This window comes from Pseudomonas sp. RP-B7, from assembly GCF_059803535.1.
This window is the reverse complement of record NZ_JAPFHC010000007.1, coordinates 60,098-84,551: the sequence shown is the minus strand read 5'-3', so window position 1 is coordinate 84,551 and position 24,454 is coordinate 60,098. Positions and strand designations below refer to the sequence as shown.

25 protein-coding genes are annotated in these 24,454 nt (G+C 62.3%); 13 read left to right on the top strand and 12 right to left on the bottom strand.

Translation table 11 applies throughout. The features are described 5' to 3' along the window. Position 1: 1 nt before the first annotated feature. The 6 genes from OPU96_RS09135 to phnN all read left to right on the top strand — a co-directional run bounded on the left by OPU96_RS09135 (position 2) and on the right by phnN (position 5,457). The gene (locus tag OPU96_RS09135; RefSeq protein WP_192298887.1) at positions 2-1,990 is read left to right on the top strand and encodes a heme lyase CcmF/NrfE family subunit; all 1,989 of its coding nucleotides are present in this window, start codon (positions 2-4) and stop codon (positions 1,988-1,990) included. Further along, positions 1,987-2,523: a DsbE family thiol:disulfide interchange protein gene (locus OPU96_RS09130; RefSeq protein WP_017734371.1), complete on the top strand. Its 537-nt coding sequence runs from the start codon at positions 1,987-1,989 to the stop codon at positions 2,521-2,523. Before OPU96_RS09135 ends, OPU96_RS09130 begins: the two co-directional genes overlap by 4 nt. Beyond that, positions 2,520-2,993: a cytochrome c-type biogenesis protein gene (locus tag OPU96_RS09125; RefSeq protein WP_226455419.1), complete on the top strand. Its 474-nt coding sequence runs from the start codon at positions 2,520-2,522 to the stop codon at positions 2,991-2,993. The genes OPU96_RS09130 and OPU96_RS09125 overlap by 4 nt, the downstream gene beginning before the upstream one ends. Next, positions 2,986-4,170: a c-type cytochrome biogenesis protein CcmI gene (ccmI, locus tag OPU96_RS09120; protein ID WP_226455420.1), complete on the top strand. Its 1,185-nt coding sequence runs from the start codon at positions 2,986-2,988 to the stop codon at positions 4,168-4,170. The genes OPU96_RS09125 and ccmI overlap by 8 nt, the downstream gene beginning before the upstream one ends. Before the next feature lie 16 nt (positions 4,171-4,186). Further along, positions 4,187-4,585: a hypothetical protein gene (locus tag OPU96_RS09115; protein WP_192298789.1), complete on the top strand. Its 399-nt coding sequence runs from the start codon at positions 4,187-4,189 to the stop codon at positions 4,583-4,585. Positions 4,586-4,890: 305 nt separating this feature from the next. After that, a complete protein-coding gene (gene phnN, locus OPU96_RS09110) occupies positions 4,891-5,457 on the top strand; it encodes a phosphonate metabolism protein/1,5-bisphosphokinase (PRPP-forming) PhnN (protein ID WP_498558990.1) in 567 nt (188 codons plus the stop codon). Between the two features lie 61 nt (positions 5,458-5,518). On the opposite strand, the gene OPU96_RS09105 is transcribed toward phnN, so the two are convergent. Next, the gene (locus tag OPU96_RS09105) at positions 5,519-6,397 is read right to left on the bottom strand and encodes a LysR family transcriptional regulator (protein ID WP_226455422.1); all 879 of its coding nucleotides are present in this window, start codon (positions 6,395-6,397) and stop codon (positions 5,519-5,521) included. A 190-nt stretch (positions 6,398-6,587) separates the two neighbouring features. Here OPU96_RS09105 and OPU96_RS09100 point away from each other — a divergent pair, with 190 nt between their 5' ends. Together OPU96_RS09100 and OPU96_RS09095 are read left to right on the top strand one after the other, a co-directional pair. Beyond that, on the top strand, positions 6,588-6,776 hold the full coding sequence (locus OPU96_RS09100; protein ID WP_192298792.1) for a type II toxin-antitoxin system HicA family toxin: 189 nt from the start codon (positions 6,588-6,590) through the stop codon (positions 6,774-6,776). 11 nt (positions 6,777-6,787) lie between these two features. Then, a complete protein-coding gene (locus tag OPU96_RS09095) occupies positions 6,788-7,192 on the top strand; it encodes a type II toxin-antitoxin system HicB family antitoxin (RefSeq protein WP_192298793.1) in 405 nt (134 codons plus the stop codon). A gap of 46 nt (positions 7,193-7,238) precedes the next feature. Here OPU96_RS09095 and OPU96_RS09090 read toward each other — a convergent pair whose 3' ends face one another. Continuing rightward, entirely contained in the window at positions 7,239-8,435 is a 1,197-nt protein-coding gene (locus OPU96_RS09090; RefSeq protein ID WP_226455423.1) for an MFS transporter, read from the bottom strand. Positions 8,436-8,606: 171 nt separating this feature from the next. On the opposite strand from OPU96_RS09090, the gene OPU96_RS09085 reads away from it, so the two are divergent. After that, a complete protein-coding gene (locus OPU96_RS09085; RefSeq protein ID WP_498558989.1) occupies positions 8,607-9,221 on the top strand; it encodes a DUF5666 domain-containing protein in 615 nt (204 codons plus the stop codon). Between the two features lie 130 nt (positions 9,222-9,351). Here the strand turns inward: OPU96_RS09085 and OPU96_RS09080 are convergent, their stop codons facing one another. The 8 genes from OPU96_RS09080 to gcl form a co-directional block, all read right to left on the bottom strand. Next, positions 9,352-10,356 (bottom strand): sulfate ABC transporter substrate-binding protein, encoded by a 1,005-nt coding sequence (locus tag OPU96_RS09080; protein ID WP_192298796.1) that lies wholly within the window; start codon positions 10,354-10,356, stop codon positions 9,352-9,354. 105 nt (positions 10,357-10,461) lie between these two features. Beyond that, the gene (locus tag OPU96_RS09075; protein WP_192298797.1) at positions 10,462-11,286 is read right to left on the bottom strand and encodes an ion transporter; all 825 of its coding nucleotides are present in this window, start codon (positions 11,284-11,286) and stop codon (positions 10,462-10,464) included. 31 nt (positions 11,287-11,317) lie between these two features. Beyond that, positions 11,318-12,193 (bottom strand): urea transporter, encoded by an 876-nt coding sequence (locus OPU96_RS09070; RefSeq protein ID WP_498558988.1) that lies wholly within the window; start codon positions 12,191-12,193, stop codon positions 11,318-11,320. 119 nt (positions 12,194-12,312) lie between these two features. After that, a complete protein-coding gene (pyk, locus tag OPU96_RS09065) occupies positions 12,313-13,728 on the bottom strand; it encodes a pyruvate kinase (RefSeq protein WP_226455426.1) in 1,416 nt (471 codons plus the stop codon). Next, the gene (locus OPU96_RS09060) at positions 13,718-14,998 is read right to left on the bottom strand and encodes a glycerate kinase type-2 family protein (RefSeq protein ID WP_305392323.1); all 1,281 of its coding nucleotides are present in this window, start codon (positions 14,996-14,998) and stop codon (positions 13,718-13,720) included. Before OPU96_RS09060 ends, pyk begins: the two co-directional genes overlap by 11 nt. Positions 14,999-15,198: 200 nt before the next feature. Next, positions 15,199-16,089 carry a 2-hydroxy-3-oxopropionate reductase gene (locus OPU96_RS09055; RefSeq protein WP_192298801.1) on the bottom strand — a complete coding sequence of 297 codons (891 nt, stop codon included), beginning with the start codon at positions 16,087-16,089 and terminating at the stop codon, positions 15,199-15,201. Between the two features lie 79 nt (positions 16,090-16,168). After that, complete coding sequence (gene hyi / locus OPU96_RS09050) at positions 16,169-16,951, bottom strand: hydroxypyruvate isomerase (RefSeq protein ID WP_226455428.1); 783 nt, start codon at positions 16,949-16,951, stop codon at positions 16,169-16,171. A 10-nt stretch (positions 16,952-16,961) separates the two neighbouring features. Then, positions 16,962-18,737, bottom strand: coding sequence for a glyoxylate carboligase (gene gcl, locus OPU96_RS09045; protein ID WP_305392325.1), 1,776 nt, complete (start codon positions 18,735-18,737; stop codon positions 16,962-16,964). A 256-nt stretch (positions 18,738-18,993) separates the two neighbouring features. Here gcl and OPU96_RS09040 point away from each other — a divergent pair, with 256 nt between their 5' ends. Further along, complete coding sequence (locus tag OPU96_RS09040) at positions 18,994-19,434, top strand: GlcG/HbpS family heme-binding protein (RefSeq protein WP_226455430.1); 441 nt, start codon at positions 18,994-18,996, stop codon at positions 19,432-19,434. A gap of 129 nt (positions 19,435-19,563) precedes the next feature. On the opposite strand, the gene OPU96_RS09035 is transcribed toward OPU96_RS09040, so the two are convergent. Together OPU96_RS09035 and OPU96_RS09030 are read right to left on the bottom strand one after the other, a co-directional pair. Continuing rightward, positions 19,564-20,022 (bottom strand): REP-associated tyrosine transposase, encoded by a 459-nt coding sequence (locus OPU96_RS09035; RefSeq protein ID WP_498558987.1) that lies wholly within the window; start codon positions 20,020-20,022, stop codon positions 19,564-19,566. Between the two features lie 210 nt (positions 20,023-20,232). Further along, entirely contained in the window at positions 20,233-20,838 is a 606-nt protein-coding gene (locus OPU96_RS09030; protein ID WP_498558986.1) for a TetR/AcrR family transcriptional regulator, read from the bottom strand. 165 nt (positions 20,839-21,003) lie between these two features. Here OPU96_RS09030 and OPU96_RS09025 point away from each other — a divergent pair, with 165 nt between their 5' ends. From OPU96_RS09025 to OPU96_RS09015, 3 genes are all read left to right on the top strand, one after another. After that, complete coding sequence (locus tag OPU96_RS09025; protein WP_498558985.1) at positions 21,004-21,999, top strand: LacI family DNA-binding transcriptional regulator; 996 nt, start codon at positions 21,004-21,006, stop codon at positions 21,997-21,999. Positions 22,000-22,146: 147 nt separating this feature from the next. Further along, the gene (locus OPU96_RS09020) at positions 22,147-22,971 is read left to right on the top strand and encodes an inositol monophosphatase family protein (RefSeq protein ID WP_498558984.1); all 825 of its coding nucleotides are present in this window, start codon (positions 22,147-22,149) and stop codon (positions 22,969-22,971) included. Between the two features lie 61 nt (positions 22,972-23,032). Then, positions 23,033-24,403, top strand: a complete 1,371-nt coding sequence (locus tag OPU96_RS09015) for an MFS transporter (protein ID WP_226455435.1) — start codon at positions 23,033-23,035, stop codon at positions 24,401-24,403. Positions 24,404-24,454: the final 51 nt, after the last annotated feature.

Below are 24,454 nucleotides of genomic sequence, written 5' to 3'. Positions count from 1 at the left end.
GATGACGTCCGCACTGTTTATTCCTGAGTTGGGCCACCTGGCGATGATCATCGCCCTGTGCTTTGCCGTGGTGCAGGCCGTGGTGCCGTTGCTCGGTGCCTGGCGCGGCGACCGCCTGTGGATGAGCCTGGCGCAGCCGGCTGCCTGGGGCCAGTTTGCCTTCCTGCTGTTCGCGTTTGGCTGCCTGACCTACGCGTTTATGACCGACGATTTTTCCGTCGGCTACGTCGCCAATAACTCCAACAGCGCCTTGCCGTGGTACTACAAGTTCAGCGCGGTATGGGGTGCCCACGAAGGTTCGTTGCTGCTGTGGGCATTGATCCTCGGCGGCTGGACCTTCGCCGTGTCGGTGTTCTCGCGCCAACTGCCACAAGTCATGCTGGCGCGGGTGCTGGCGGTGATGGGCATGATCAGCATCGGCTTCCTGCTGTTCCTGATCATGACCTCCAACCCGTTCAGCCGCATCCTGCCGCAGATCCCGGTGGACGGTCACGACCTCAACCCGCTGCTGCAAGACATCGGCCTGATCGTGCATCCGCCGATGCTCTACATGGGGTACGTCGGCTTCTCCGTAGCGTTCGCCTTTGCCATCGCCGCCTTGCTCGGCGGGCGTCTCGATGCGGCCTGGGCGCGCTGGTCGCGGCCGTGGACCATCGTCGCCTGGGCGTTCCTCGGCATTGGCATCACCCTCGGTTCGTGGTGGGCGTACTACGAACTCGGCTGGGGCGGCTGGTGGTTCTGGGACCCGGTGGAAAACGCGTCCTTCATGCCTTGGCTGGTGGGCACGGCGTTGATTCACTCGCTGGCCGTCACCGAAAAGCGCGGCGTGTTCAAGAGCTGGACCGTGTTGCTGGCCATCGCGGCGTTTTCCCTCAGCCTGCTCGGCACTTTCCTCGTGCGCTCGGGGGTGCTGACCTCGGTGCATGCGTTTGCGTCTGATCCGGCACGCGGCATCTTCATCCTTATCTTCCTGCTGTTTGTGGTTGGTGGCTCCCTGACCCTGTTCGCCCTGCGCGCGCCGGTGGTCAAGAGCCAGGTCGGCTTCAACCTGTGGTCGCGGGAAACCCTGCTGCTGGGCAATAACCTGGTGCTGGTGGTGGCGGCGTCGATGATCCTGCTCGGCACCCTGTACCCGTTGGTGCTGGATGCGCTGAGCGGGGCCAAGCTGTCCGTGGGTCCGCCGTACTTCAACGCGTTGTTTATCCCATTGATGGGCTTGTTGATGGTGGTGATGGCCGTCGGCGTGCTGGTGCGCTGGAAAGACACCCCGCTGAAATGGCTGGTGGGCATGCTGATGCCGGTGTTGCTCGGCAGCGTGGCCCTGGCGGTGCTCGCCGGTTTTGCTTACGGCGACTTCAACTGGGCAGTGCTCGCCACTTTCCTGCTCGCCGCCTGGGTGCTGCTGGCCGGCGTGCGCGACATCTTCGACAAGACCCGCCACAAAGGGTTGATCAAAGGCCTGCCGGGCCTGACCCGCAGCTACTGGGGCATGCAGATCGCGCACATCGGCATCGCCGTGTGTGCCCTCGGCGTGGTGCTGTCCAGCCAGAACAGTGCCGAGCGCGACTTGCGCCTGGCGCCGGGCGAGTCCATGGACCTGGCCGGTTATCACTTCATCTTCGAAGGCGCCAAGCACTTCGAAGGGCCGAACTTCACGTCCGACAAAGGCACCGTACGCGTTGTGCGCAACGGTAAGGAAGTGGCGGTGCTGCACCCGGAAAAACGCCTGTACACCGTGCAGAGCTCGATGATGACCGAAGCCGGGATCGACGCCGGTTTCACCCGTGACCTCTATGTTGCGCTGGGTGAACCCTTGGGCGACGGCGCCTGGGCGGTGCGGGTGCATGTGAAACCGTTCGTGCGTTGGATCTGGTTCGGCGGTCTGCTTACCGGTTTCGGTGGTTTGCTGGCAGCGCTGGATCGACGTTATCGGGTCAAGGTCAAGAGCCGGGTGCGTGAAGCCCTCGGCATGCAGGGAGCGGCGGTATGAAGCGTTGGTTGATGGCGATCCCCCTGATCGTGTTTTTGCTCGGTGCGGTGGTTTTGTATCGTGGTCTCTACCTGGACCCGTCCGAGCTGCCTTCGGCAATGATCGGCAAGCCGTTCCCGGCGTTCAGCCTGCCGACCGTGCAAGGCGACAAGACCCTGACCCAGGCCGACCTGCTGGGCAAGCCGGCGCTGGTCAACGTGTGGGGCACCTGGTGCATCTCCTGCCGCGTCGAACACCCGGTGCTCAACAAGCTGGCCGAGAAAGGCGTGGTGATCTACGGCATCAACTACAAGGACGACAACGCTGCCGCCCTGAAGTGGCTGGCCGAATTCCACAACCCGTACCAGTTGGACATCCGCGACGAAGACGGCAATCTCGGTCTGAATCTCGGCGTGTACGGCGCCCCGGAAACCTTCTTCATTGATGCCAAGGGCGTGATCCGCGACAAGTACGTCGGCGTGATCGACGAAGTGGTGTGGCGCGAGCAACTGGCCGCCAAGTACCAGGCGCTGGTGGATGAGGCCAAGCCATGAAGCGTCTGTTAGCCGCCGCCGTGCTGGCGCTGGGCCTGGCCGGTGTGGCCCACGCGGCCATCGACACCTACCAGTTCGCCAGCGACGCCGAGCGTGAGCGTTTTCGCGAACTGACCAAGGAATTGCGCTGCCCCAAGTGCCAGAACCAGGACATCGCCGACTCCAACGCGCCCATCGCCGCCGACCTGCGCAAAGAGATCTTCCGCATGTTGGGGGAGGGCAAGGATAACCAGCAGATCATCGACTTCATGGTTGATCGCTACGGTGACTTCGTGCGCTACAAACCCGCGCTCACTGGCAAGACCGCGCTGCTCTGGTTCGGCCCCGCGGGGCTGTTGCTGGCGGGCGTGGTGGTGATGGTGGTGATCATTCGTCGTCGCCGGCCCGCGCCTGACGATGGCTCCGATGCGCTGTCCCCTGAAGAGCGCAAACGTCTCGACCAATTGCTGGACACCAAGACTGATGATTGATTTCTGGCTCGCAGCCGGCTTGCTGCTTCTGATTGCCCTGAGTTTCCTGTTGATCCCGGTGCTGCGTGGCCGCCGCGCCCAGCGTGAAGAGGATCGCACCGCGCTGAACGTGGCGCTGTACCAAGAACGCGTCGCCGAGTTGCAAGCGCAGAGCGCCGAAGGCGTGCTCAATGCCGCGCAACTCGACACCGGCCGCGCCGAAGCCGCGCGCGAATTGCTGGCCGACACCGAAGGCGTGGAAAAGCCCCGCGAATCGCGCCTGGGCAAACCGTTGCCGTTGCTCGCCGCGTTCCTGGTCCCGGTATTGGGCGTGAGCCTCTACCTGCATTTCGGTGCCAGCGACAAGGTCGAACTGACCCGCGAATTCTCCCAGCCGCCGGTGTCCATGGAAGACATGACCCAGCGCCTGGAACGCGCCGCCATCGCCCAGCCGGACTCGCCGGAGGGCCTGTACTACTTGGGGCGTGCCTACATGGCCCAGGACCGTGCGGCCGATGCGGCCAAGGTCTTCGAACGCGCCGCAGCCCTGGCCGGGCGCCAGCCGGAACTGCTCGGCCAGTGGGCCCAGGCGCAGTACTTTGCCGACAACAAACAGTGGTCGCCCAAGGTCCAGGCCCTGACGGACGAAGCGTTGAAGCTTGACCCCAAGGAAGTCACCAGCCTCGGCCTGCTCGGTATCGCCGCGTTTGAGGGCCAGCGTTACCAGGAAGCCATCGACTACTGGAGCCGCCTGTTGGCGCAACTGCCGGCAGCCGATGGCTCCCGAGCCGCGCTGCAAGGCGGCATCGACCGCGCAGCTGACAAACTCAAAGAGAGCGGCGGCACGGTGGCGCAAAAGGCGCTGCTCAAAGTCCGCGTGGACCTGGCGCCGGACGTCAAGGCCAAAGCCCTGCCAAGCGACAGCGTGTTCATCTTCGCCCGCGCCGTGTCCGGTCCGCCGGCACCGTTGGCGGCCAAGCGCGTCACCGTCGCAGAACTGCCGGTGACCGTCGAACTGGGCGATGCCGACGCGATGATGCCGCAGTTGAAACTGTCCAACTTCCCTGAAGTCCAACTGGTTGCGCGCATATCCCGGGCAGGTCTTCCGACCGCTGGCGAGTGGATCGGCCGCAGCCAATCCTTGGCCAGTACCACCACTGCACTGCAGCAGCTGACCATCGACAGTCCGGACAAGTAATTTCGAGGAAACGCCCATGACCGCATTCGCACGTATCACCCTGCTCAGCCTGGTATTAGGCCTGAGTGCTTGTGCGGTCCACCGCCCACCTCCCGCACCGACCGGCCCGACCATCCCACCGTCGGGCCCGGCGACCCAGCCGAGCACCAGACCCTCCACCCCGGTAACCCCACCGCCGAAAAGGCCGGTGCCGACCTCGTCGCCAACCTTTGCCCCACCACCGGGTGCCGCCAGCCACTGGGACGGCACCATGAAGGTCTACGTGCTGGAAGATCAACCCGACACCTTCTACCGCCAGCGCACCTACTATCGCTGGAACAACGGCTGGAGCCGTTCCATCGGCCCGAATGGACCCTGGGAAGAAACAGACGTGCAGGGCGTGCCGCCGGGGTTGAGCAAGAAATACGCGCAATAGAAAAGGCGACCTTCGGGTCGCCTTTTTCATACCTATGAAGTGTGTTCGGCCAAACGCAGGGGGCAAATGTGGGAGGTGAGCTGCACACAGAATGCCGACCGGGGAATGGAAACCCGGTTGGGGTATGACCTCCTGCGTACAACTCGGCCGGCATCATGAATAACTGGCGAAGATTCAGCCGTAGGGAAAGTCTGGTTTCAGCGCCCATCGCTTCCCGCATTCGCAAACTACCTGCCAGCCGGTGCGCTACTGTAAAGTGGCCGCCGCCGGCGGGCTGACCGGCAATAGGTTAAGAGGGTATGTGGATGGCAGGCAGGTTGATCTATCTCATCGGACCATCCGGTTCGGGCAAGGACAGCCTGTTGGACGCCGCACGCCCACGCTTGGCCGAGCGCGGTTGCCGCATCGTGCGTCGCGTCATCACCCGTTCGGCGGAAGCGGTGGGCGAGGCGGCGCAAGGCGTTAGCCCCGAGCAGTTCGCCGCGATGGAGGCCGAGGGCGCGTTTGCCCTGAGTTGGCAGGCGAATGGCTTGTCCTACGGCATTCCCAGGGAAATCGACGACTGGCTGGCGGCCGGGCACGACGTGCTGGTCAACGGCTCCCGCGCGCACCTGGCGCAGACTCGCGCGCGTTATCCGACCTTGCTGGTGTTGTTGCTGACGGTGGATCAGGCGGTGTTGCGCCAACGCTTGATCTCACGGGGACGTGAATCGCTGTCAGATATAGAAGCGCGTCTGGCGCGCAATGCGCAGTTCACGGCACAACTGATTGCCGACAATGGCTCGGGGTTGTATGTGCTGGATAATTCCGGACCGCTGGCGCATACGGTCGAGCGCTTGCTGTGCTGCCTGGATCAGCAGCATTTGAGTTGAGCGCCACATCAACAACGGGCCGTCGCTCAATGCTCGTATTCCCCGGTTTTAAGCGGGAGGGCTACGCCAGCAACTGCTCGACATATGCCACAAACGCCCGCGCCTTGGCGCTCGCCATCCGGCCGGTGGGGAACACCGCCCATAGATCCCGTGCGGGCAGTTTCCAGTCGGTGAGCACGGTTTTCACTTCGCCACTGGCCAGTTCCGGCGCGAACATCCAGGTGGACGATAATGTCAGCCCCAAATCACTCAACACCGCAGCCCGCACGCCTTCGGCTGCGGTGACGCGCACGCGGCCGTGGGCCACGACGGGGTACGCCGTGTCGCCCTGGGTGAAGCTCCAGTGCGCGCCCTCGCCACGGGTGTAGATGATGGCCTCGTGTTGCATCAGGTCCTCCGGCGTGGCGGGTTCGCCGCAGCGTTCGAAGTAGGCCGGGGTAGCGAGGATGACGCAGGGCGATTCGCCGATCTTGCGCGCGGTGAGGTTTGAATCGTCCAGATTGCCCATGCGCAGGGCGACGTCGATGCCTTCTTCCACCAGGTTGAGGCTGCGGTCGTCGAGGATCACATCCACAGTGATCTCGGGGTACTGCGCCAGAAACGCGCCCAACTGGGGAATGATGTGCATCCGGGCAAAGGTCACCGACGCGCTGACCCGCAGGTTGCCGCTGAGCCCCGCACCGGCGCCCCGGGCGGCGTCGTCGGCCGCGTTGGCTTCATCGATGGCGCGCTTGGCTTTCTCGAAAAACGCCAGGCCCGCCTCGGTCGGGCTCAGGCCACGGGTGGAACGCAGCACCAACCGCACCGCCAGGCGTGCTTCCAGCTGCGCAATGCTCTTGGACACTGCGGGCTGGCCGATACCCAGGCGTTTGGCGGCGGCGGAGAACGAGCCGGTTTCGACAACGTGGACGAAGGTTTCCATGGCGGCGAGGCGGTCCATCGGGTGTTCCTGTTTGGCTTGGCGGCGCTCAAGCCTAAGGTGATGAGCCGCAGGTGTCATGCGTTTCCCGTGCAGGGCCGGGGGCTTTCAACATCCAGCAAAACAGCCGTCAGTCAGTCCGGGGGATTTTGTGCTTGAGTAAAGATAACTCTAGGGTTACTTTTATTCAGGCCAAGCCAAGGAGGCTGGGGTGCAAAGCAGGTTATTGATCAAGGAACTGCAAGAGGCGGGCTGGGTGCTGGATCGGGTCACGGGCAGTCATCATATTTTTACCCATCGCTATAACCCGTACACGATTCCGGTGCCTCATCCAAAGAAGGACCTGCCTGCGGGTACTGTGAGAAGTATCAGGAAACGTGCTGGTCTGTTTGAGTTTTAAGGAGAGCATTCATGCAATACCCAATCTGTATCGAATGGGGCGATGACTTCGCCGCCACCGGCATTCAGATCCCCGATATTCCAGGCGCCGTCACTGCCGGGGACAGTTTCGAAGAGGCGTACAACGCGGCCGTGGAAGTCGCACACATCCTGCTGCAGGAGATCGCCGCCGAGGGCGGGCCGATCCCCATGCCTACCTCGGTGGCCAATCATCACGCCCACGAAGACTATGCGGGTATGGGCTGGGGCATGTTGGAGCTGGACGTTACGCCCTATCTGGGCAAGACCGAGAAGGTCAATGTGACCTTGCCCGGTTATGTCATCCAGCGTATCGACCGCTACGTGCGTGAGCACAAGGTGAAAAGCCGCTCGTCATTCCTGGCGGATGCGGCTTTGGAGAAGTTGGTGCGTTCCTGAGGTTGGCCCTGTGGGACCCGACAAGCCAGTTCCCACAGGTCATGTGTTACGCGGCTACCGGGGCCGCTTCACGGGAAACGCTGAGGAAGCGCAACAACGCCACCAGCGGGAACGCACTGCCCACCAACACCACACCCAGCCAGCCGCCGTGTTCGTACACGCTGCTGGCAATTGCCGAGCCGAAGGCGCCGCCGATGAAGATGCTGGTCATGTACAGCGCGTTCAGGCGGCTGCGGCTGTTGGCGTCGAGGGCGTAGATGGCGCGTTGGCCGAGCACCATGTTCATCTGTACGCAGAAGTCCAGGACCACGCCGGTCACGGCCAGGCCGATCACGCTGTACAGCGGGTGGACGAAGGCCGGCAGGAAACTCAGCGCGGCAAACAGCATGGCCAGCAGCGACGCGCGGTAAGTGTGGCCGGCATCGGCCAGGCGCCCGGCGATTGGCGCGGCGATGGCGCCGAGGGCACCCACCAGGGCAAACAGGGCGATCTCGCTTTGACTCAGGCCGTGGTTACGCGCCAGTTCCAGCGGCACGGCGGTCCAGAACAGGCTGAAGGTGGCGAACATGCCGCCCTGGTAGAACGCCCGTTGGCGCAATACCGGTTGCTTGCGCAGCAGGGTGCCGAGGGAGCGCAGCAGTTGGCCGTAGGTGGCACTGTGGTCGGGCTGGCGCTTGGGGATGGTGATCAGCAGGATCACGCTGATAAACGCCATCAATGCCGCGGCGGCCATGAACATCGCGCGCCAGCCGAAGTGATCCGCTACCACGCTGGACACCGGCCGCGCCAGCAGGATGCCGAGCAACAGGCCGCCCATGATGCTGCCGACCACACGCCCACGGGACTCGGCCGGCGCCAGGTGCGCAGCCAGCGGGATCAGGATCTGCACCGACACCGAGCTGAAGCCGATCAGCAGTGACACCAGCAGGAACAGGTTCGGCTGCTCGGTAATCGCCGCGCCCAGCAGGCTGGCGATGGCGAGCACAGTGGTGCTGATCATCAGCTTGCGGTTTTCCAGCAGGTCGCCCAGGGGCACCAGGAAAAACAGGCCGAGGGCGTAGCCGATTTGTGTCAGTGACACGATCAGGCTGGCCATGGCGGGGGTGAGGCCGATGTCCGGGGCAATCAGTTCGATGATCGGTTGTGCGTAGTAGATGTTGGCAACGATGGCGCCGCAGCAAAACGCAAACAGCATCACCATGCTCCGGGTCATGGTGCTTGTAGCGTGGGAAGTAGCGTTCATGGTGTTCTCATAAAAGCGAAGGAAAGTGGGGCGAGCGTAAAGACAACACCGTAGCCCGGGTAGGCCGCTGGCAGTGATAACACTCATGCCCGGTATTGATGAGTGAATCGTTAACTTTCTGCGCGAAGGCTGATGATACATTCAGACACAACTGCCGAAACAGGAAATCCCATGAAGATCACGCTGAACAAGATGCTCCTGGCGTCAACCCTTGCCGCCGCCATGGCCGTTGGCCTGGCCCACGCCGCCGATGCGCCGCGTGTGGGCGTGCGCGGTGCCATCACCGCTGTCGAGGGCGACGCAATACAGGTCAAGGTCAACAGCGGCGAAGACGTCACCGTGCACTTGACCCGGGACACCCAGGTGCGCGCCGTCACCCTGGCCAGGATCGATGAGATCAAGCCGGGCAGCTACATTGGCTCCGCCGCCATGCCCAATGCCGACGGCAGCTTGACCGCCCTGGAAGTGCACGTATTCCCACCGGCCATGGCCGGCACCGGTGACGGGCATCGCGCCTTTGACTTAAAGGAAGGCAGCAGCATGACCAACGGCACCGTGGGCGACCTGGTGGTGAGCAACGGGCGCACGCTGACGGTGAAGTACAAGGGCGGTGAGCAGAAGATCGTGGTGCCCCAGGACGTGCCGATCGTCAACCTCGAACCGGGGGATCGCAGCTTGTTGAAACCGGGGGTGAAGGTGGTGTTGTTTGCGGCGAAGGGGGCAGATGGGACGATTACGGCGCAGGCCATCTCTGCCGGCAAGGATGGCGTGACCCCACCGATGTAAGGTCTGGCGCAGAACCCAATGTGGGAGCGGGCTTGCTCGCGAATGCGGTGTGTCAGTCAATAGATTCATTGGCTGATCCACCGCATTCGCGAGCAAGCCTGCTCCCACAGTCTTAACCGCGTTTATTCAGTTACTGCCCGCTGTAGATCTGGTCAAACACCCCACCATCATTGAAGTGGGTTTTCTGCACGGTGCGCCAGTCGCCAAAGGTTTTCTCCACCGACAGGAAGTCGACTTTCGGGAAGCGGTCGGTGTACTTGGCCAACACTTTAGGATCACGTGGGCGCAGGTAGTTGTTCGCCGCGATTTCCTGGCCTTCGGCCGACCACAGGTACTTCAAGTAGTCTTCGGCCGCGACGCGGGTGCCTTTCTTCTCGACCACTTTGTCGACCACCGACACCGGCGGCTCTGCTTCGGCGGAGACGCTTGGGTAGATCACTTCGAACTGGTCGCGGCCGAATTCACGGGCGATCATTTCCGCTTCGTTTTCAAAAGTCACCAGCACGTCGCCGATCTGGTTGGTCATGAACGTGGTGGTGGCGGCACGGCCGCCGGTGTCCAGCACCGGGGCTTGTTTGAACAGTTTGCCGACAAAGGCCTTGGCCTTGTTTTCATCGCCGCCGTTCTTCAACACATAACCCCAGGCCGACAGGTAGGTGTAGCGGCCGTTACCCGAGGTTTTCGGGTTGGGCACGATCACTTGCACGCCATCTTTCAACAGGTCCGGCCAGTCTTTCAGGGCTTTCGGGTTGCCTTTGCGTACGATGAACACGGTGGCAGAGGTGAACGGTGCGCTGTTGTTCGGCAGGCGCGTGACCCAGTTGTCCGGCACCAGTTTGCCGTTGTCCACCAGGGCGTTGATGTCGGTGGCCATGTTCATGGTGATCACGTCAGCGGGCAGCCCATCGATCACCGAGCGCGCTTGTTTGCTGGAGCCGCCGAAGGACATCTGCAAGGTCAGCTTGTCGTTCGGGTGCTCGGCGTCCCAGTGCTTTTGGAACGCCGCGTTGTAGTCCTTGTAGAAATCGCGCATCACGTCGTAGGAGACGTTGAGCAGTGTCACGGGGGCAGCCTGGACGGCGCCCGCCAGGGCGAGGCCGGCGGCCAGGAGAGAGGCGCTAACGAGTTTTTTCACTGCTCATTCCTTGTTGTTCGAGAAAATGACGGGGTAAGTGACGGCAATTTGCCAGCGACTATAGCCGGGCGCGCATAGACGTTTAAAGATTAAAACGCACTTTGCTTATTCCACTTTACGAAAAAGATTACTGCCGCAGCGCGAACAGAATGCGGCGTTGGGTTCGTGGGTGCTCTTCTTGCACACCGGGCAGTCGTGTTGCAGTTGTTCACCGCGCATGGCGCTGGCCAGTTCGGCGGTGAAAATCCCGGTGGGCACGGCAATGATCGAGTAACCCGTGATCATCACCAGCGACGAAATCACCTGGCCCAACGGGGTCTTCGGCACGATGTCGCCAAAACCCACGGTGGTCAGGGTCACGATGGCCCAGTAAATGCCCTTGGGAATGCTGGTAAACCCGTGCTCCGGGCCTTCGATTACGTACATCAGGGTGCCGAACACTGTCACCAGCGTGCACACGCTGACCAGGAACACCACGATCTTCTGCTTGCTGCCGCGCAGCGCCGCCATCAGGTAGTTGGCTTGCTTGAGGTAGGGGCTGAGCTTGAGCACCCGGAAGATGCGCAACATACGGATGATGCGGATGATCAACAGGTACTGCGCATCGCTGTAATACAGGGCGAGGATGCCGGGCACGATCGCGAGCAAATCCACCAGCCCGTAAAAACTGAAGGCATAACGCAGCGGCTTGGGCGAGCAATACAGCCGCAAGCCGTACTCGATGGCGAAGATGATGGTGAAGCCCCACTCGATGTAGGCCAGCACGTCGGCGTAGTTCTGGTGGATGTCGTCGATGCTGTCGAGCATCACGATCACCAGGCTGGCGAGGATGATCAGCAGCAAGATGCCGTCAAAACGCCGCCCGGCAAGGGTGTCGCTCTGGAAAATCATGACGTAGAGCCGTTGGCGCCAGTCGTTGTTGCTGTCCATAAAGCCCGCCTGAAACGAATATCGAGCAAGCCTAGGGGGATTCGAAGGGGCTGTCCATGCGCGGTTTCTGAAGCAGGCGGGCGCCTGCGTGTACCAGCCAGCAGGCAAGAATGAAGGGCGCTGTCAGTGCTGGCAGATGCAGCGTGGCGAAAGCTGACGTAAGCACAATCGCCAGGCCGATGCCGAGCAACGCAAGCCACGGCTGGCGATGTGTCTGGCTCAAGGCCAGTGCCGCCAGCGCCGGGTTGTAGCTGTGCAGGCCGAGGAGGGCGCTGGTGGGTTCGTCCAGCAGCAGCGCAACCAGCATGCCGGTGCTGGCGCCGATCAAGGCCCAGATGGCGGCGCCTCGGTTCGCCAACCACAGGCCGAGCGCAATCAAGACGCCGGCCAGCGGGGCGTCCAGCAGCATGATTTGCGCGAGCCCGGTAAAGGGCGCGCTGAGGACGGAGACGGTTTGCGGGGTGGTCAGGGTAAAGGTGCTCTCTGGCGCGCTGCCCAGCAGTAACCAGCCCAGGCCGACAAACGGCGCGGTATAGGCGGGCAAGGCCTGCGGGTGGGTTGCATGTTTCAGCCATTGGCGCGTGAGCATCGCCGCCACACCGCCGCAGGCCAGGATCAGCGGCGGTAACAGCGCAGACCAGGCGAAATGCTGGCTGACCAACAACCCCAGCAGTACGCCGTTGTAGCTATACAGGCCGGCCTGGCGCTCGGCCTTGGGATAACCCCGACGCTGGGCCGTGAGCAAACCCGCGATGCCACCCAGCAACGCCCCGCCGAACAAAGCCGGGGCGCCGATCAGGATGGCCAGCAGGCACAGCAGGCCGCACAGCGGTTGGCGCTGGAGGAAGATTTGGCTGAAACCGTTGAGCAGGGCTTCGGCCCAGTCGGGGCAGGTAGGGTTGTGCATAGAGGTAAGTCAGCTAGACCGAGTTGCCCCCTTCGCGAGCAAGCCCGCTCCCACATTTTGATTTGTGAACGCCGTCAAATGTGGGAGCGGGCTTGCTCGCGAAGGGGCCCTTACAGACGCTAAATCAACGTCTCGATACGCAGCGAATTGGTCGACCCCGGCTGCCCGAACGGCACCCCCGCCGTGATCACCAACGTATCCCCCCGCTCCGCCATCCCTTGGGCCTGGGCAATTTCCAGCGCGGTGGAACACACCTCATCCACCTGGCGCAGCCGGTCATTGACCACCGAATGCACGCCCCAGGCCACGCTCAAGCGCCGTGCCGTGGACAGGTTTGGCGTGAGGTTGAGGATCGGCGCCACCGGCCGCTCCCGCGCCGCGCGCAGGCTGGAGGCGCCCGACTCGCTGTAGTTCACCAGCACCGCCACCGGCAGGATGTGGCTGATACGCCGGATCGCGCAGCTGATCGCATCCGACACCGTGGCGTCCGCCTTGGGTCGGCTTACATCCAGCTGGGCCTGGTAATCCGGACCACTTTCCACCTGGCGGATGATCTTGCTCATCATCTGCACGGCTTCCAGCGGGTACTCGCCGGAGGCGGTTTCCGCCGAGAGCATCACCGCATCGGCACCTTCGGCAACCGCATTGGCCACGTCGGTGACTTCGGCGCGGGTCGGCGCCGGGGAGAAGCGCATGGATTCGAGCATCTGCGTCGCAACCACCACCGGCTTACCCAACTGGCGGCAGGTGCTGATGATGTCTTTCTGGATTTGCGGCACGCTTTCGGCCGGCACTTCCACGCCGAGGTCGCCTCTGGCCACCATGATTGCGTCGCTCAATTCGGCGATCTCCCGCAGGCGCTGCACTGCCGAAGGTTTCTCGATCTTGGCCATCAGGAAGGCGCGGTCGCCGATCAGCTCGCGGGCCTCGCGGATGTCTTCCGGGCGCTGCACGAACGACAGCGCGACCCAGTCCACACCGAGTTCCAGGCCGAAGCTCAAGTCGCGGCGGTCCTTGGCGGTCAACGGGCTCAGTTCCAACAGCGCTTGTGGGACGTTCACACCTTTACGGTCCGACAATTCGCCGCCGTTCAGCACGGTGGTGTCGATGGCATCGGCATGCTTGGTGATCACCCGCAGGCGCAACTTGCCGTCGTCCAGCAACAGGTCCATGCCCGGCTCCAGTGCGGCGATGATTTCCGGGTGGGGCAGGTTCACCCGGCGTTCGTCGCCCGGGGCTTCGTCCAGGTCCAGGCGCAGCGCCTGGCCGCGCACCAGTTGCACCTTGCCGTCGGCAAAACGTCCGACCCGCAGCTTGGGCCCTTGCAGGTCCATAAGAATGCCTAGCGGGTAATTCAGCTGGCGTTCCACCTGGCGGATCCACTGGTAGCGCTGGGCGTGGTCGGCGTGCTCACCGTGGCTGAAGTTGAGGCGGAAGATATTCACCCCGGCTTCGACCAGCTCGCGGATGTCATCGATACCGTCGGTGGCCGGGCCCAGGGTGGCGAGGATTTTGACCTTCTTGTCAGGCGTCATGTTTGGCAGTCTCAAGAATCAGGATGGCGCGCAAGTCGTTGACGTTGGTGCGCGTCGGCTCGGTGACGATCAACCCGTCGAGGGCCGCGAAGTAGCCGTAGCCATTGTTGTTGTCCAACTCGTCGCTGGCCGACAGGCCCAGCGCTTCGGCGCGTGAATAGCTGCACGGGGTCATGATCGCGCCGGCGTTGTCTTCGGAACCGTCGATGCCGTCGGTGTCACCGGCCAGGGCGTATACGCCGGGCAGGCCCTTGAGGCTGTCGGTAAGGCTGAGCAGGAACTCCGCGTTGCGCCCGCCACGGCCATTGCCGCGCACGGTCACAGTGGTTTCACCGCCGGACAGGATCACGCACGGCGCCGCCAGTGGTTGGCCGTGTTGCGCGATTTGCCGGGCAATGCCGGCATGCACCTTGGCCACGTCCCGCGCTTCGCCTTCGAGGTCGCCGAGGATCAGCGGGCTGAACCCGGCCTGGCGCACTTTGACCGCCACGGCTTCGAGGGATTGCTGCGGGCGGGCGATCAATTGGAAATGGCTGCGGGCGAGGATTGGGTCGCCCGGCTTGACGGTTTCCGAGGCGGGGTTCTGCAACCAGCTGCGCACCGATGCGGGGGCATCGATGTTGTAGCGCTTGAGGATCGCCAACGCCTGTGCCGAGGTGCTTGGGTCGCCGACGGTGGGGCCGGATGCAATCACCGTGGCCTGGTCGCCCGGCACGTCGGAAATCGCATAGGTGTAGACCGTGGCCGGCCATGCCGCCTTGGCCAGCCGGCCACCCTTGATCGCCGAGAGGTGCTTGCGCACGCAATTCATCTCGCCAATGGTGGCGCCGGACTTTAGCAGGGCTTTGTTGATGGCTTGCTTGTCGGCCAGGGTGATGCCTTCGGCGGGCAAGGCCAGCAGGGCCGAGCCGCCACCGGACAGCAGGAAGATCACACGGTCGTCTTCGCCGAGGTTGCTGATCAGTTCCAGCACGCGCTTGGCCACCGCCAGGCCGGCGGCGTCGGGGACCGGGTGAGCGGCTTCGACCACTTCGATTTTCTTGCACGGCGCGCCATGGCCGTAGCGGGTGACGACCAGGCCCGTGACTTCGCCTTGCCAGCTGTTTTCGACAACCAGGGCCATGGCGGCGGCGGCTTTGCCGGCACCGATCACGATCACCCGGCCACTGCGGTCGGCGGGCAGGTAGGGTTCAAGGACTTGCCGGGGGTGGGCGGCGTCGATGGCTGTGGAGAACAGCTCGCGAAGCAGGTGTTGCGGATCGACCGACATAAGCGGGCTCCCGGGGGCTTCTTGTTATTAGAGGTGAGACCTGGAACAGGGACCAAAATGTGGGAGCTGGCTTGTGTGGGAGCTGGCTTGCCTGCGATGCAAACACCTCGGTGTATCAGGCAAACTGAGGTGATGCTATCGCAGGCAAGCCAGCTCCCACACAAGCCAGCCCCACACTGGCTTGCATTTCAAGTCAGGACTTACTTGTCGCGAATCGAGAAATTCGCCATGTGCTCCAGGCCCTTGATCAGCGCCGAGTGGTCCCAGTTGCCGCCACCGATTGCGGTGCAGGTACTGAACACCTGCTGCGTACCGGCGGTGTTCGGCAGGTTGATCCCCAGTTCCTTGGCCCCGGCCAGCGCCAGGTTCAAATCCTTCTGGTGCAGGTTGATGCGAAAGCCCGGGTCAAAGGTGCCCTTGATCATGCGCTCGCCATGCACTTCAAGGATCTTCGACGAGGCAAAACCGCCCATCAGCGCTTCACGCACCTTGGCCGGGTCGGCACCGTTCTTGGCGGCGAACAGCAGCGCTTCGGCCACTGCCTGGATGTTCAGCGCGACGATGATCTGGTTGGCGACCTTGGCGGTCTGCCCATCACCATTGCCGCCGACCAGGGTGATGTTCTTGCCCATGGCCTGGAACAGCGGCAGGGCGCGTTCGAAGGTCTGCGGCTCGCCACCGATCATGATGCTCAGGGTGCCGGCCTTGGCGCCGACTTCACCGCCGGACACGGGCGCATCCAGGTAGTGCGCGCCGGCCTCGTTGATCCTGGCGGCGAAGGCCTTGGTGGCGGTGGGGGAGATCGAACTCATGTCGATCACCACTTTGTTTGGCGACAGGCCGGCGGCCACGCCGTCGGCGCGGAACAGCACGTCATCGACCTGCGGGGTGTCGGGCACCATCACAATGATGAACTCGGCTTCCTGGGCGACTTGCTGCGGGTTGGCCAGGGCGATGGCGCCGGCGTCGAGCAGGGCTTGCGGGGCTTTGCCGTGATGTTCGGAGAGGAACAGTTGGTGACCTGCCTTTTGCAGGTTGGCGGCCATGGGTTGGCCCATGATGCCGGTGCCGATGAATCCGATTTTAGCCATGACGAAAAAACCTCTTTTTATTAGATGGGTAGGCCTGTCTCAGCCTGCCAAACACAGACGATCCAATGTGGTGTGTCGGTTAGATGGCGTTGTGGCTCTTGAGCCAGCCCAAACCTGCCTCGGTGGTAGTCAGCGGTTTGTATTCGCAACCCACCCAGCCCTTGTAACCAATGCGGTCCAAATGCTCGAACAGGAACCGATAGTTGATCTCCCCGGTCCCCGGCTCGTTGCGTCCAGGGTTATCCGCCAGCTGGATGTGGTTGATCTCGCCCAGATGCGCGGCCATGGTGCGGGCTAGGTCGCCCTCCATGATTTGCATGTGATAGATGTCGTATTGCAGGAACAGATTGGCACTGCCGACCTGCTCGCGGATCGACAGGGCTTGCGCGGTGTTGTTCAGGTAGAAGCCGGGGATGTCGCGGGTGTTGATCATCTCCATCACCAGCTTGATGCCCGCGGCTTGCAGCTTGTCGGCGGCGTACTTGAGGTTGGCGACGAAGGTTTTTTCCAGGGTGGCATCGTCCACGCCCTGTGGCCGGATGCCCGCCAGGCAGTTGATCTGGGTGTTGCCCAGGACCTGGGCGTAGGCGATGGCCAGCTTGACCCCGGCGCGGAATTCCTCGACCCGGTCCGGGTGGCACGCCAGGCCGCGCTCGCCCTTGGCCCAGTCGCCGGCCGGCAGGTTGAACAACACTTGGGTCAGGCCGTTGGCGTCCAGGTGTGCCTTGATTTCAGCCGAGCTGAATTCGTACGGGAACAGGTACTCGACACCTTCGAAGCCCGCATCGGCGGCCGCTTTGAAGCGAGCAAGAAAGTCTTGCTCGGTAAACAGCATGGACAGGTTGGCGGCAAAACGCGGCATAGGGTTCTCCTTAATCGAGCAGGGAAATGGCGGTCGGTGCGTCATTGCCGACCAGGGCCAGATCTTCGAATTCGTTGACGGCGTTGATCTCGGTGCCCATGGAAATATTGGTCACGCGCTCCAGGATGATCTCGACGATCACCGGCACCTTGAACTCTTCGATCATTGCCTCGGCGCGGCGCAGGGCCGGTGCGATCTGGCTAGGCTCGAACACTCGCAGGGCCTTGCAGCCCAGGCCTTCGGCGACGGCGACGTGGTCGACGCCATAGCCATTGAGTTCCGGGGCGTTGAGGTTGTCGAAGGACAACTGCACGCAGTAGTCCATTTCAAACCCGCGCTGGGCCTGGCGGATCAGGCCGAGGTAGGAGTTGTTCACCACCACGTGGATGTACGGCAGCTTGAACTGCGCGCCCACCGCCAATTCTTCGATCATGAACTGGAAGTCATAGTCCCCCGACAGCGCGACGACCTTGCGGCTCGGATCGGCCTTGACCACACCAAGGGCCGCCGGAATGGTCCAGCCCAAGGGACCGGCCTGGCCGCAGTTGATCCAGTGACGTGGCTTATAGACGTGCAGGAATTGCGCACCGGCAATCTGCGACAGGCCTATGGTGCTGACGTAGCAGGTGTCTTTGCCGAACACCTGGTTCATCTCTTCGTACACCCGTTGCGGCTTGACCGGTACGTTGTCGAAGTGGGTCTTGCGATGCAGGGTGGCCTTGCGCTGCTGGCAGTCGTTGAGCCAGGTGCTGCGGTCCTTGAGCTTGCCGGCGGCTTTCCACTCGCGGGCCACTTCAATGAACATTGTCAGGGCCGAGCCGGCGTCGGACACGATGCCCAGGTCCGGGGTGAACACGCGGCCAATCTGCGTCGGCTCGATGTCGACGTGAATGAACTTGCGACCCTCGGTATACACCTCGACCGACCCCGTGTGGCGGTTGGCCCAGCGGTTGCCGATGCCCAGCACCACGTCCGACTTGAGCATCGTCGCGTTGCCGTAACGGTGGGAGGTTTGCAGGCCGACCATGCCCACCATCTGCGGATGATCGTCGGGGATCGTGCCCCAGCCCATCAGGGTCGGGATCACCGGGATGCCGGTCAGCTCGGCGAACTCCACCAGCAGGTCGCTGGCGTCGGCGTTGATCACGCCGCCACCACTGACCAACAGTGGGCGTTCGGCTTGATCGAGCAAGGCCAGGGCTTTTTCCACCTGGATGCGTGTGGCCAGTGGCTTGGCCAGCGGCAGCGGCTGGTAGGCGTCGATGTCGAATTCGATCTCGGCCATCTGTACGTCGAACGGCAGGTCGATCAGCACCGGGCCTGGGCGGCCGGAGCGCATTTCATAAAAGGCTTTCTGGAACGCGTAAGGCACCTGGCCGGGTTCGAGGACGGTGGTTGCCCACTTGGTCACTGGCTTGACGATGCTGGTGATGTCCACCGCCTGGAAGTCTTCCTTGTGCATCCGGGCACGAGGGGCTTGGCCGGTGATGCACAGGATCGGGATCGAGTCGGCCGAGGCGCTGTACAAGCCGGTGACCATATCGGTGCCCGCCGGGCCGGAGGTGCCGATGCACACGCCGATATTGCCGGCCTTGGTGCGGGTGTAACCCTCGGCCATGTGGGAGGCGCCTTCAACGTGGCGAGCAAGGACGTGATCGATGCCACCCACCTTCTGCAAGGCCGAGTACAGCGGGTTGATCGCGGCGCCTGGGATACCGAAGGCGGTGTCCACGCCTTCACGGCGCATTACCAGAACGGCGGCTTCGATTGCTCTCATTTTGCTCATGGTTTTGGTGCCTCTTGCGTTTTGTAATTGTATACAAGTGGTTTCTCGTCAAAGTGTATTCACGGCGAGCGGCGCAGGTCAATTCATTTTGTTTATTGGCTTGGGCGTTCGTCGGAAGGCATTTTTTCGACGTATGGAGGGTTTGTGCGAAAATATTGTATACAAAAACAAATGTCATTGTGTTCTATTTGTTTGATCGAGCATCTCACGATTTAGACCTCCACCGCTTTTTCCATAACAAGATAAGGACGGCACCATGAGCGCTTTAACCTTGAAAATAGCCACCCAACTGGCCAGCCACGCCCTTACCGCAGGCCGCACGATTTCAGCGGCGCCGCTGACCATCGCGGTGCTCGACAGCGGTGGGCACCTGATCACCCTGCAACGGGAAGACGGCGCCAGCCTGCTGCGCCCGCAGATCGCCATCGGCAAGGCCTGGGGCGCGATTGCGCTGGGCAAGGGCTCGCGCTTGCTGGCGCTGGACGCGCAACAGCGGCCGGCGTTTATCGCCGCGTTGAACAGCTTGGGGCAGGGCAGCGTTGTGCCGGCACCGGGGGGGGTGTTGATTCGGGATCAGCAGGGCTTAGTGCTGGGGGCGATCGGGATCAGCGGGGATACGTCGGATATTGACGAGCAGTGCGCGATTACGGCGATTGAGGGGGTGGGGTTGTTGGCGGATGCGGGGGTGTCGGCTTGATCTTTGGGTGACTGGTAGGGCCTCTTCGCGAGCAAGCCCGCTCCCACATTTTGACCGGGCTCCAACTTTGGAATGCAGTCAAACTGTGGGAGCGGGCTTGCTCGCGAAAGGGGCAACTCGGTCTCTGCCCTAGACCCAAACCGCATCCCACAAGGGATAGTCGCCAATGCGCTCCACCAATCCAGCTCGCAATGGATTGGCCACTACATACCGAGCCATCTTTACCAAGTCATCTTCCTTGCGCAGTGCCCGGTCATGAAAACTGGATTGCCATAGTCTGCCTTTGCGGCCTGTGGCGCCATTCACGGTTCGAGTGCTTTTCGACTTCACCTGACACATCAGATCGCCCAGCGAGCCCTTTTGCAGTTCGAGCAGCCAGTGGAAATGGTCTGGCATTACTACCCACGCCAGGGAGTTCGCCAAGCCTTGATATTGAGCGAGCCTGAATTGCCAGACCACCAAGCGACCCAGATGAAAATCACTGAATATCGGCACACGTTCATGAGTGTTGGTGGTGATCAGGTAGGTACGGTTGGGTTCGCTGAACCGCCCGATGCACAGACGGTGTGATGTGGCTAGATCAGGCATTCCATGGCCTCTCTTCAGTGGGGGTTCTGAGAGGCTAGATCCGGGTGGTTGATACTGATCGGCAGGCTTTTGGCAAGATGTGTCTGGGAGGGCGCTTTCGCGAGCAAGCCCGCTCCCACAGGGGATTTGCGGTGTTCATACATTGTGTGTCTGGCACAAAAACCCTGTGGGAGCGGGCTTGCTCGCGAATCCCCCAGGCACCGCGGTGTATCAGTCTGGCTCACACCCCTTGAGCACCAACCGGATAATCGTCTGCGCCGCCGCCTCATAATCCGCCTCATCCAGCTTGGCCTTGCCGGTCACTGCCGAGATCTGCCAGTCAAAATCCGCATAGGTCTGCGTCGCCGCCCAAATGCTGAACATCAGGTGATTGGGGTCGATCGCCGCGATCAGGCCGCGATCCACCCAGTTCTGGATGCACTCGATGTTGTGCTTGGCCTGGGCGTTCAACTGCTCGATCTGGTCAGCGCTGAGGTGCGGGGCGCCGTGCATGATTTCGCTGGCGAAGACCTTCGAGGCAAACGGTAAATCACGGGAGATGCAGATTTTTGAGCGGATGTAGTTGCTCAGTACTTCCTTGGGGTCGCCGTCCGGGTTGAACGGCGTGGAGGCGGCCAGGATCGGCTCGATAATGCTTTCGAGCACCTCGCGATAGAGGTTGTCCTTGGACTTGAAGTAGTAATAGACGTTGGGCTTGGGCAGCCCGGCTTTGGCGGCAATGTCGCTGGTCTTGGTCGCGGCGAAGCCCTTGTCGGCGAACTCCTCGCTCGCCGCCCGCAGGATCTTTTCTTTGTTGCGCTCGCGAATGGTGCTCATAAACCTGGGGGTTCCTTGCCAGTACAGGCGGTCGGGCATAGTAGCACCGGCTTCGTGAGGCCCTCAAGAATGGGCACTGGCCACTCTTTCCCTGTACCGCGTTTGCCATTACCGTAGCGGCTCTTTCGCAGTGGGCAGTGGCCGATGGACTCCTCTGAAAAAAACGTGATTACGTCCTTGGATGTGGCCCGGCATGCTGGTGTTTCCCGCTCGGCAGTGTCGCGTACGTTCACCCCGGGCGCCAGCGTGGCTCCGGCCACGCGGGAAAAGGTGCTGGCCTCGGCCAAGGCCCTGGGGTATCAGGTCAATATGATTGCCCGCACCATGAACAAGGGCAGCAGCAACTTCGTCGGCGTGGTCACGGCGGGGTTCGACAGCGCGTTTCGGGCCAGCCTCTTGAGTCCCATCGCCCACAGCCTGAGCCGTCGCGGCCTGATGCCATTGTTGATGAACGCCGATGACCCTGCCCAGCTTGAGCAGTCATTGCAGGCGCTGCTCAGCTATCAGATTGCCGGGGTGATCCTTACCTCGGCCTCGCCGCCGTTGTCGGTGGTCCGGCATTACCTGGATCGGCAGATTCCGGTGGCGATGATCAACCGTGGCCATGAACTGGCCGGGGCCGAAGTGGTGGGCAGTGATAACCGTGCCGGTGGGCGTATGGCTGCCGATGCGTTGCTCAAGGGCGGTGCGCGGCGCCTGGCGTTTGTGGGCCAGGGCGCGCATAACTTCAGCAGCCGCGAGCGTTGGCTGGGGTTTTGCGAGCGTCTGGCCGAAGCGGGGGGGCAGGCACAGACGGTGGTCAATGAGACCCCGGGTTACCAGGGCGGAATGCAGGCGGTGCCGGCGCTGTTCAGCCAGGGGGAAGGGCCGGACGGGATCTTCTGCGCAACCGATATGCTGGCGCTGGGGGTGATGGATGCCCTGCGTTTTTCGTTGCGCCTGCAGGTGCCGCAACAGGTGCAGGTCATCGGCTTTGACGACATCGCCCAGGCCGCGCAACTGGCCTATGACCTGACCACGGTGCGCCAGGACAACGTGGAACTGGCGCAACGCGCCGTCGACGCGATCGTCGCACGGGGTGAAAACTTCACGCGGGTCGCCCGGTTCGAGCCGGTGCCGGTGACCCTGATCCAGCGCGGCACTACGATAATTCAGAAATAAAATTTCAATAATTGCTTGAAGGGAAAATTTATTTCGTGTTGTATGGGCAGTAAGCGGTGAGTGGCTGGCCTATCCAAAGGGCCGTGCCTTCACTTTTTTTTCCGGATCATTTGCACACGTGTGCAATCCATGCTGAAGGCCTTGTTTATGACGCAAGCAGAGACGTTACTGGACCGTGATCACCTGGCGGCGCGCTACGCGCTGGTGCGTCAGGTGGCGATGGATGCCGCGCAGCGTGGCATGGCGTATTACCGCAAGCGCGAGCAGTTGGATGTCGAACACAAGGATTCAGTCCCCCAGGATGTGGTGAGCATCGCCGACCGCGAGTTGGAGGTGTTTATCAAGGTGCGCCTGGCCGAGCAGTTTCCCGACGATGGCTTTGTGGGCGAGGAGGGTGGCGCCGCCGATTTGCAGGCACGTTGTGTCTGGGTGGTTGACCCTATCGACGGCACCAGTTGCTTTGTCAACGGCCTGCATACCTGGTGTGTGTCCATCGGCTTGCTGGTGGATGGCCAACCCTGGCTCGGCGCCGTGGCCGATGCCAATCACAACGAGCTGTTCCACGCCTGCCGCGGCCTGGGCGCCTATGTGAATGACACGCCGATCCGGGTCAGCGCGGCGGCGGATATCCGCTACGGCGTAACCGGCGTGGGCACCTCCCATCGGCGCGGCAGCGAGCATTTCATCCCGTTTCTCTCCGGTCTGCTGAACGGCGGCGGCATGTTTATCCGCAATGGCTCCGGCGCGCTGATGATCGCTTACGTCGCGGCTGGGCGCCTGGTGGGCTACTACGAAACCCATATCAACAGCTGGGATTGTGCCGCAGGGCTGGTGCTGGTGAGTGAAGCCGGTGGCCGTTGCAGCGATTTTCTGCGTGGCGATGGCTTGCTCGGCGGCAACCCGCTGCTGGTGGCCAGTCCACAGGTGTACCCGCAACTGGCCGGGTTGATCGGCCCGTCACTGGAGGCTTGAGCGCGTTTCACCCTCTGCGTTTCAACGTACAGCGAATAATAACAATAGGAGACTGTCCGCCATGAAATCCCTGCTGTCCTTGTTTCACGCCGCGCCTGCGCAGCCATTGGTGGTCGACCCTGACGGGCGACTTTTCCGCCGGGTGCGCTGGCTGACCTTTTTGTCCATGTCGCTGAGCTATGCGCTGTTCTACGTGTGTCGGCTGTCCTTCAATGTGGCCAAGCCGGCGCTGGTGGGGCAGAACCTGCTCACTCCCACCCAATTGGGCATGATCGGTTCTGCGCTGTTCTTCACCTATGCGGTGGGCAAGCTGGTCAACGGTTTCCTGGCCGACCATGCGAATGTGCGGCGCTTCATGATGCTTGGGTTGCTGATCAGTGCGGTGGTCAACGCCTGCATGGGCCTGACCACCAATGCGATCCTCCTCACCCTGGCCTGGGGCCTTAACGGCTGGGCCCAGTCCATGGGCGTGGGGCCGTGCGTGGTGTCGTTGTCGCGCTGGTATACCGACAAGGACCGCGGCACGTTCTATGGTTTCTGGTCGATTGCCCACAGCCTGGGCGAGGCACTGACGTACATCGCCGTCGCCGCCGTGATCGTCACCTGGGGCTGGCAGTATGGTTATTTCCTCGCCACTGCCATGGGCGTACTCGGCATATTGCTGATCTACCTGTTCATGGCTGACTCACCGCAAAGCGCAGGTTTTGCCGAAGTGCACGGCGGCCGCGAAGACGCCGTGTCCAAGACCATCGGCAAATGGGGCGCACAACTGGCACTGCTGAAAAATCCTGCGCTGTGGTTGCTCGCCCTGGCCTCCTGCCTGATGTATATCGGCCGCTATGCGGTGATTTCCTGGGGGGTGTTTTTCCTGGAAAACGCCAAGGGCTACAACACGTTGTCAGCCTCGGCGCTGATCTCTATCACCGGGGTGTTCGGGATTGTCGGCACGGGCCTGAGCGGGCTGGTTTCCGATCGCTTTTTCGGCGGCCGGCGCCATGGCCTGGCGGTGTTGTTCGGCTTGATGAACAGCGCTTCGTTGGGCCTGTTCCTGTTCCTGCCCGGCGGCCATTACTGGCTGGATGCAATGGCCATGATGCTGTTCGGCCTGTCCATGGGCGCGCTGCTGTGTTTCCTCGGCGGCCTGATGGCCGTGGATATCGCCGCCAAAAGCGCAGCCGGTGCGGCGCTGGGCATGATCGGCATTGCCAGCTATGCCGGTGCGGCCGCCGGGGAGATCCTTACTGGGGTCTTGATCGAGCATGGCACCACCCTGGCCCAGGACGGTGGCAAGCTGTACGACTTCCACGCCCTGTCGTTGTTCTGGCTGGGTGCCTCGCTGATTTCGGTCTTGATGACCGCGTTGTTCTCCGGGCAAATCCATCGCCGCAAGCGAACACAGCGGCTGTTGGTCGATAAACCGCTCACAGACTGATCATCCCTTTTTCAACCGTTCCGAGTCGTCGGAAGCGGTACCGCTGCGCGC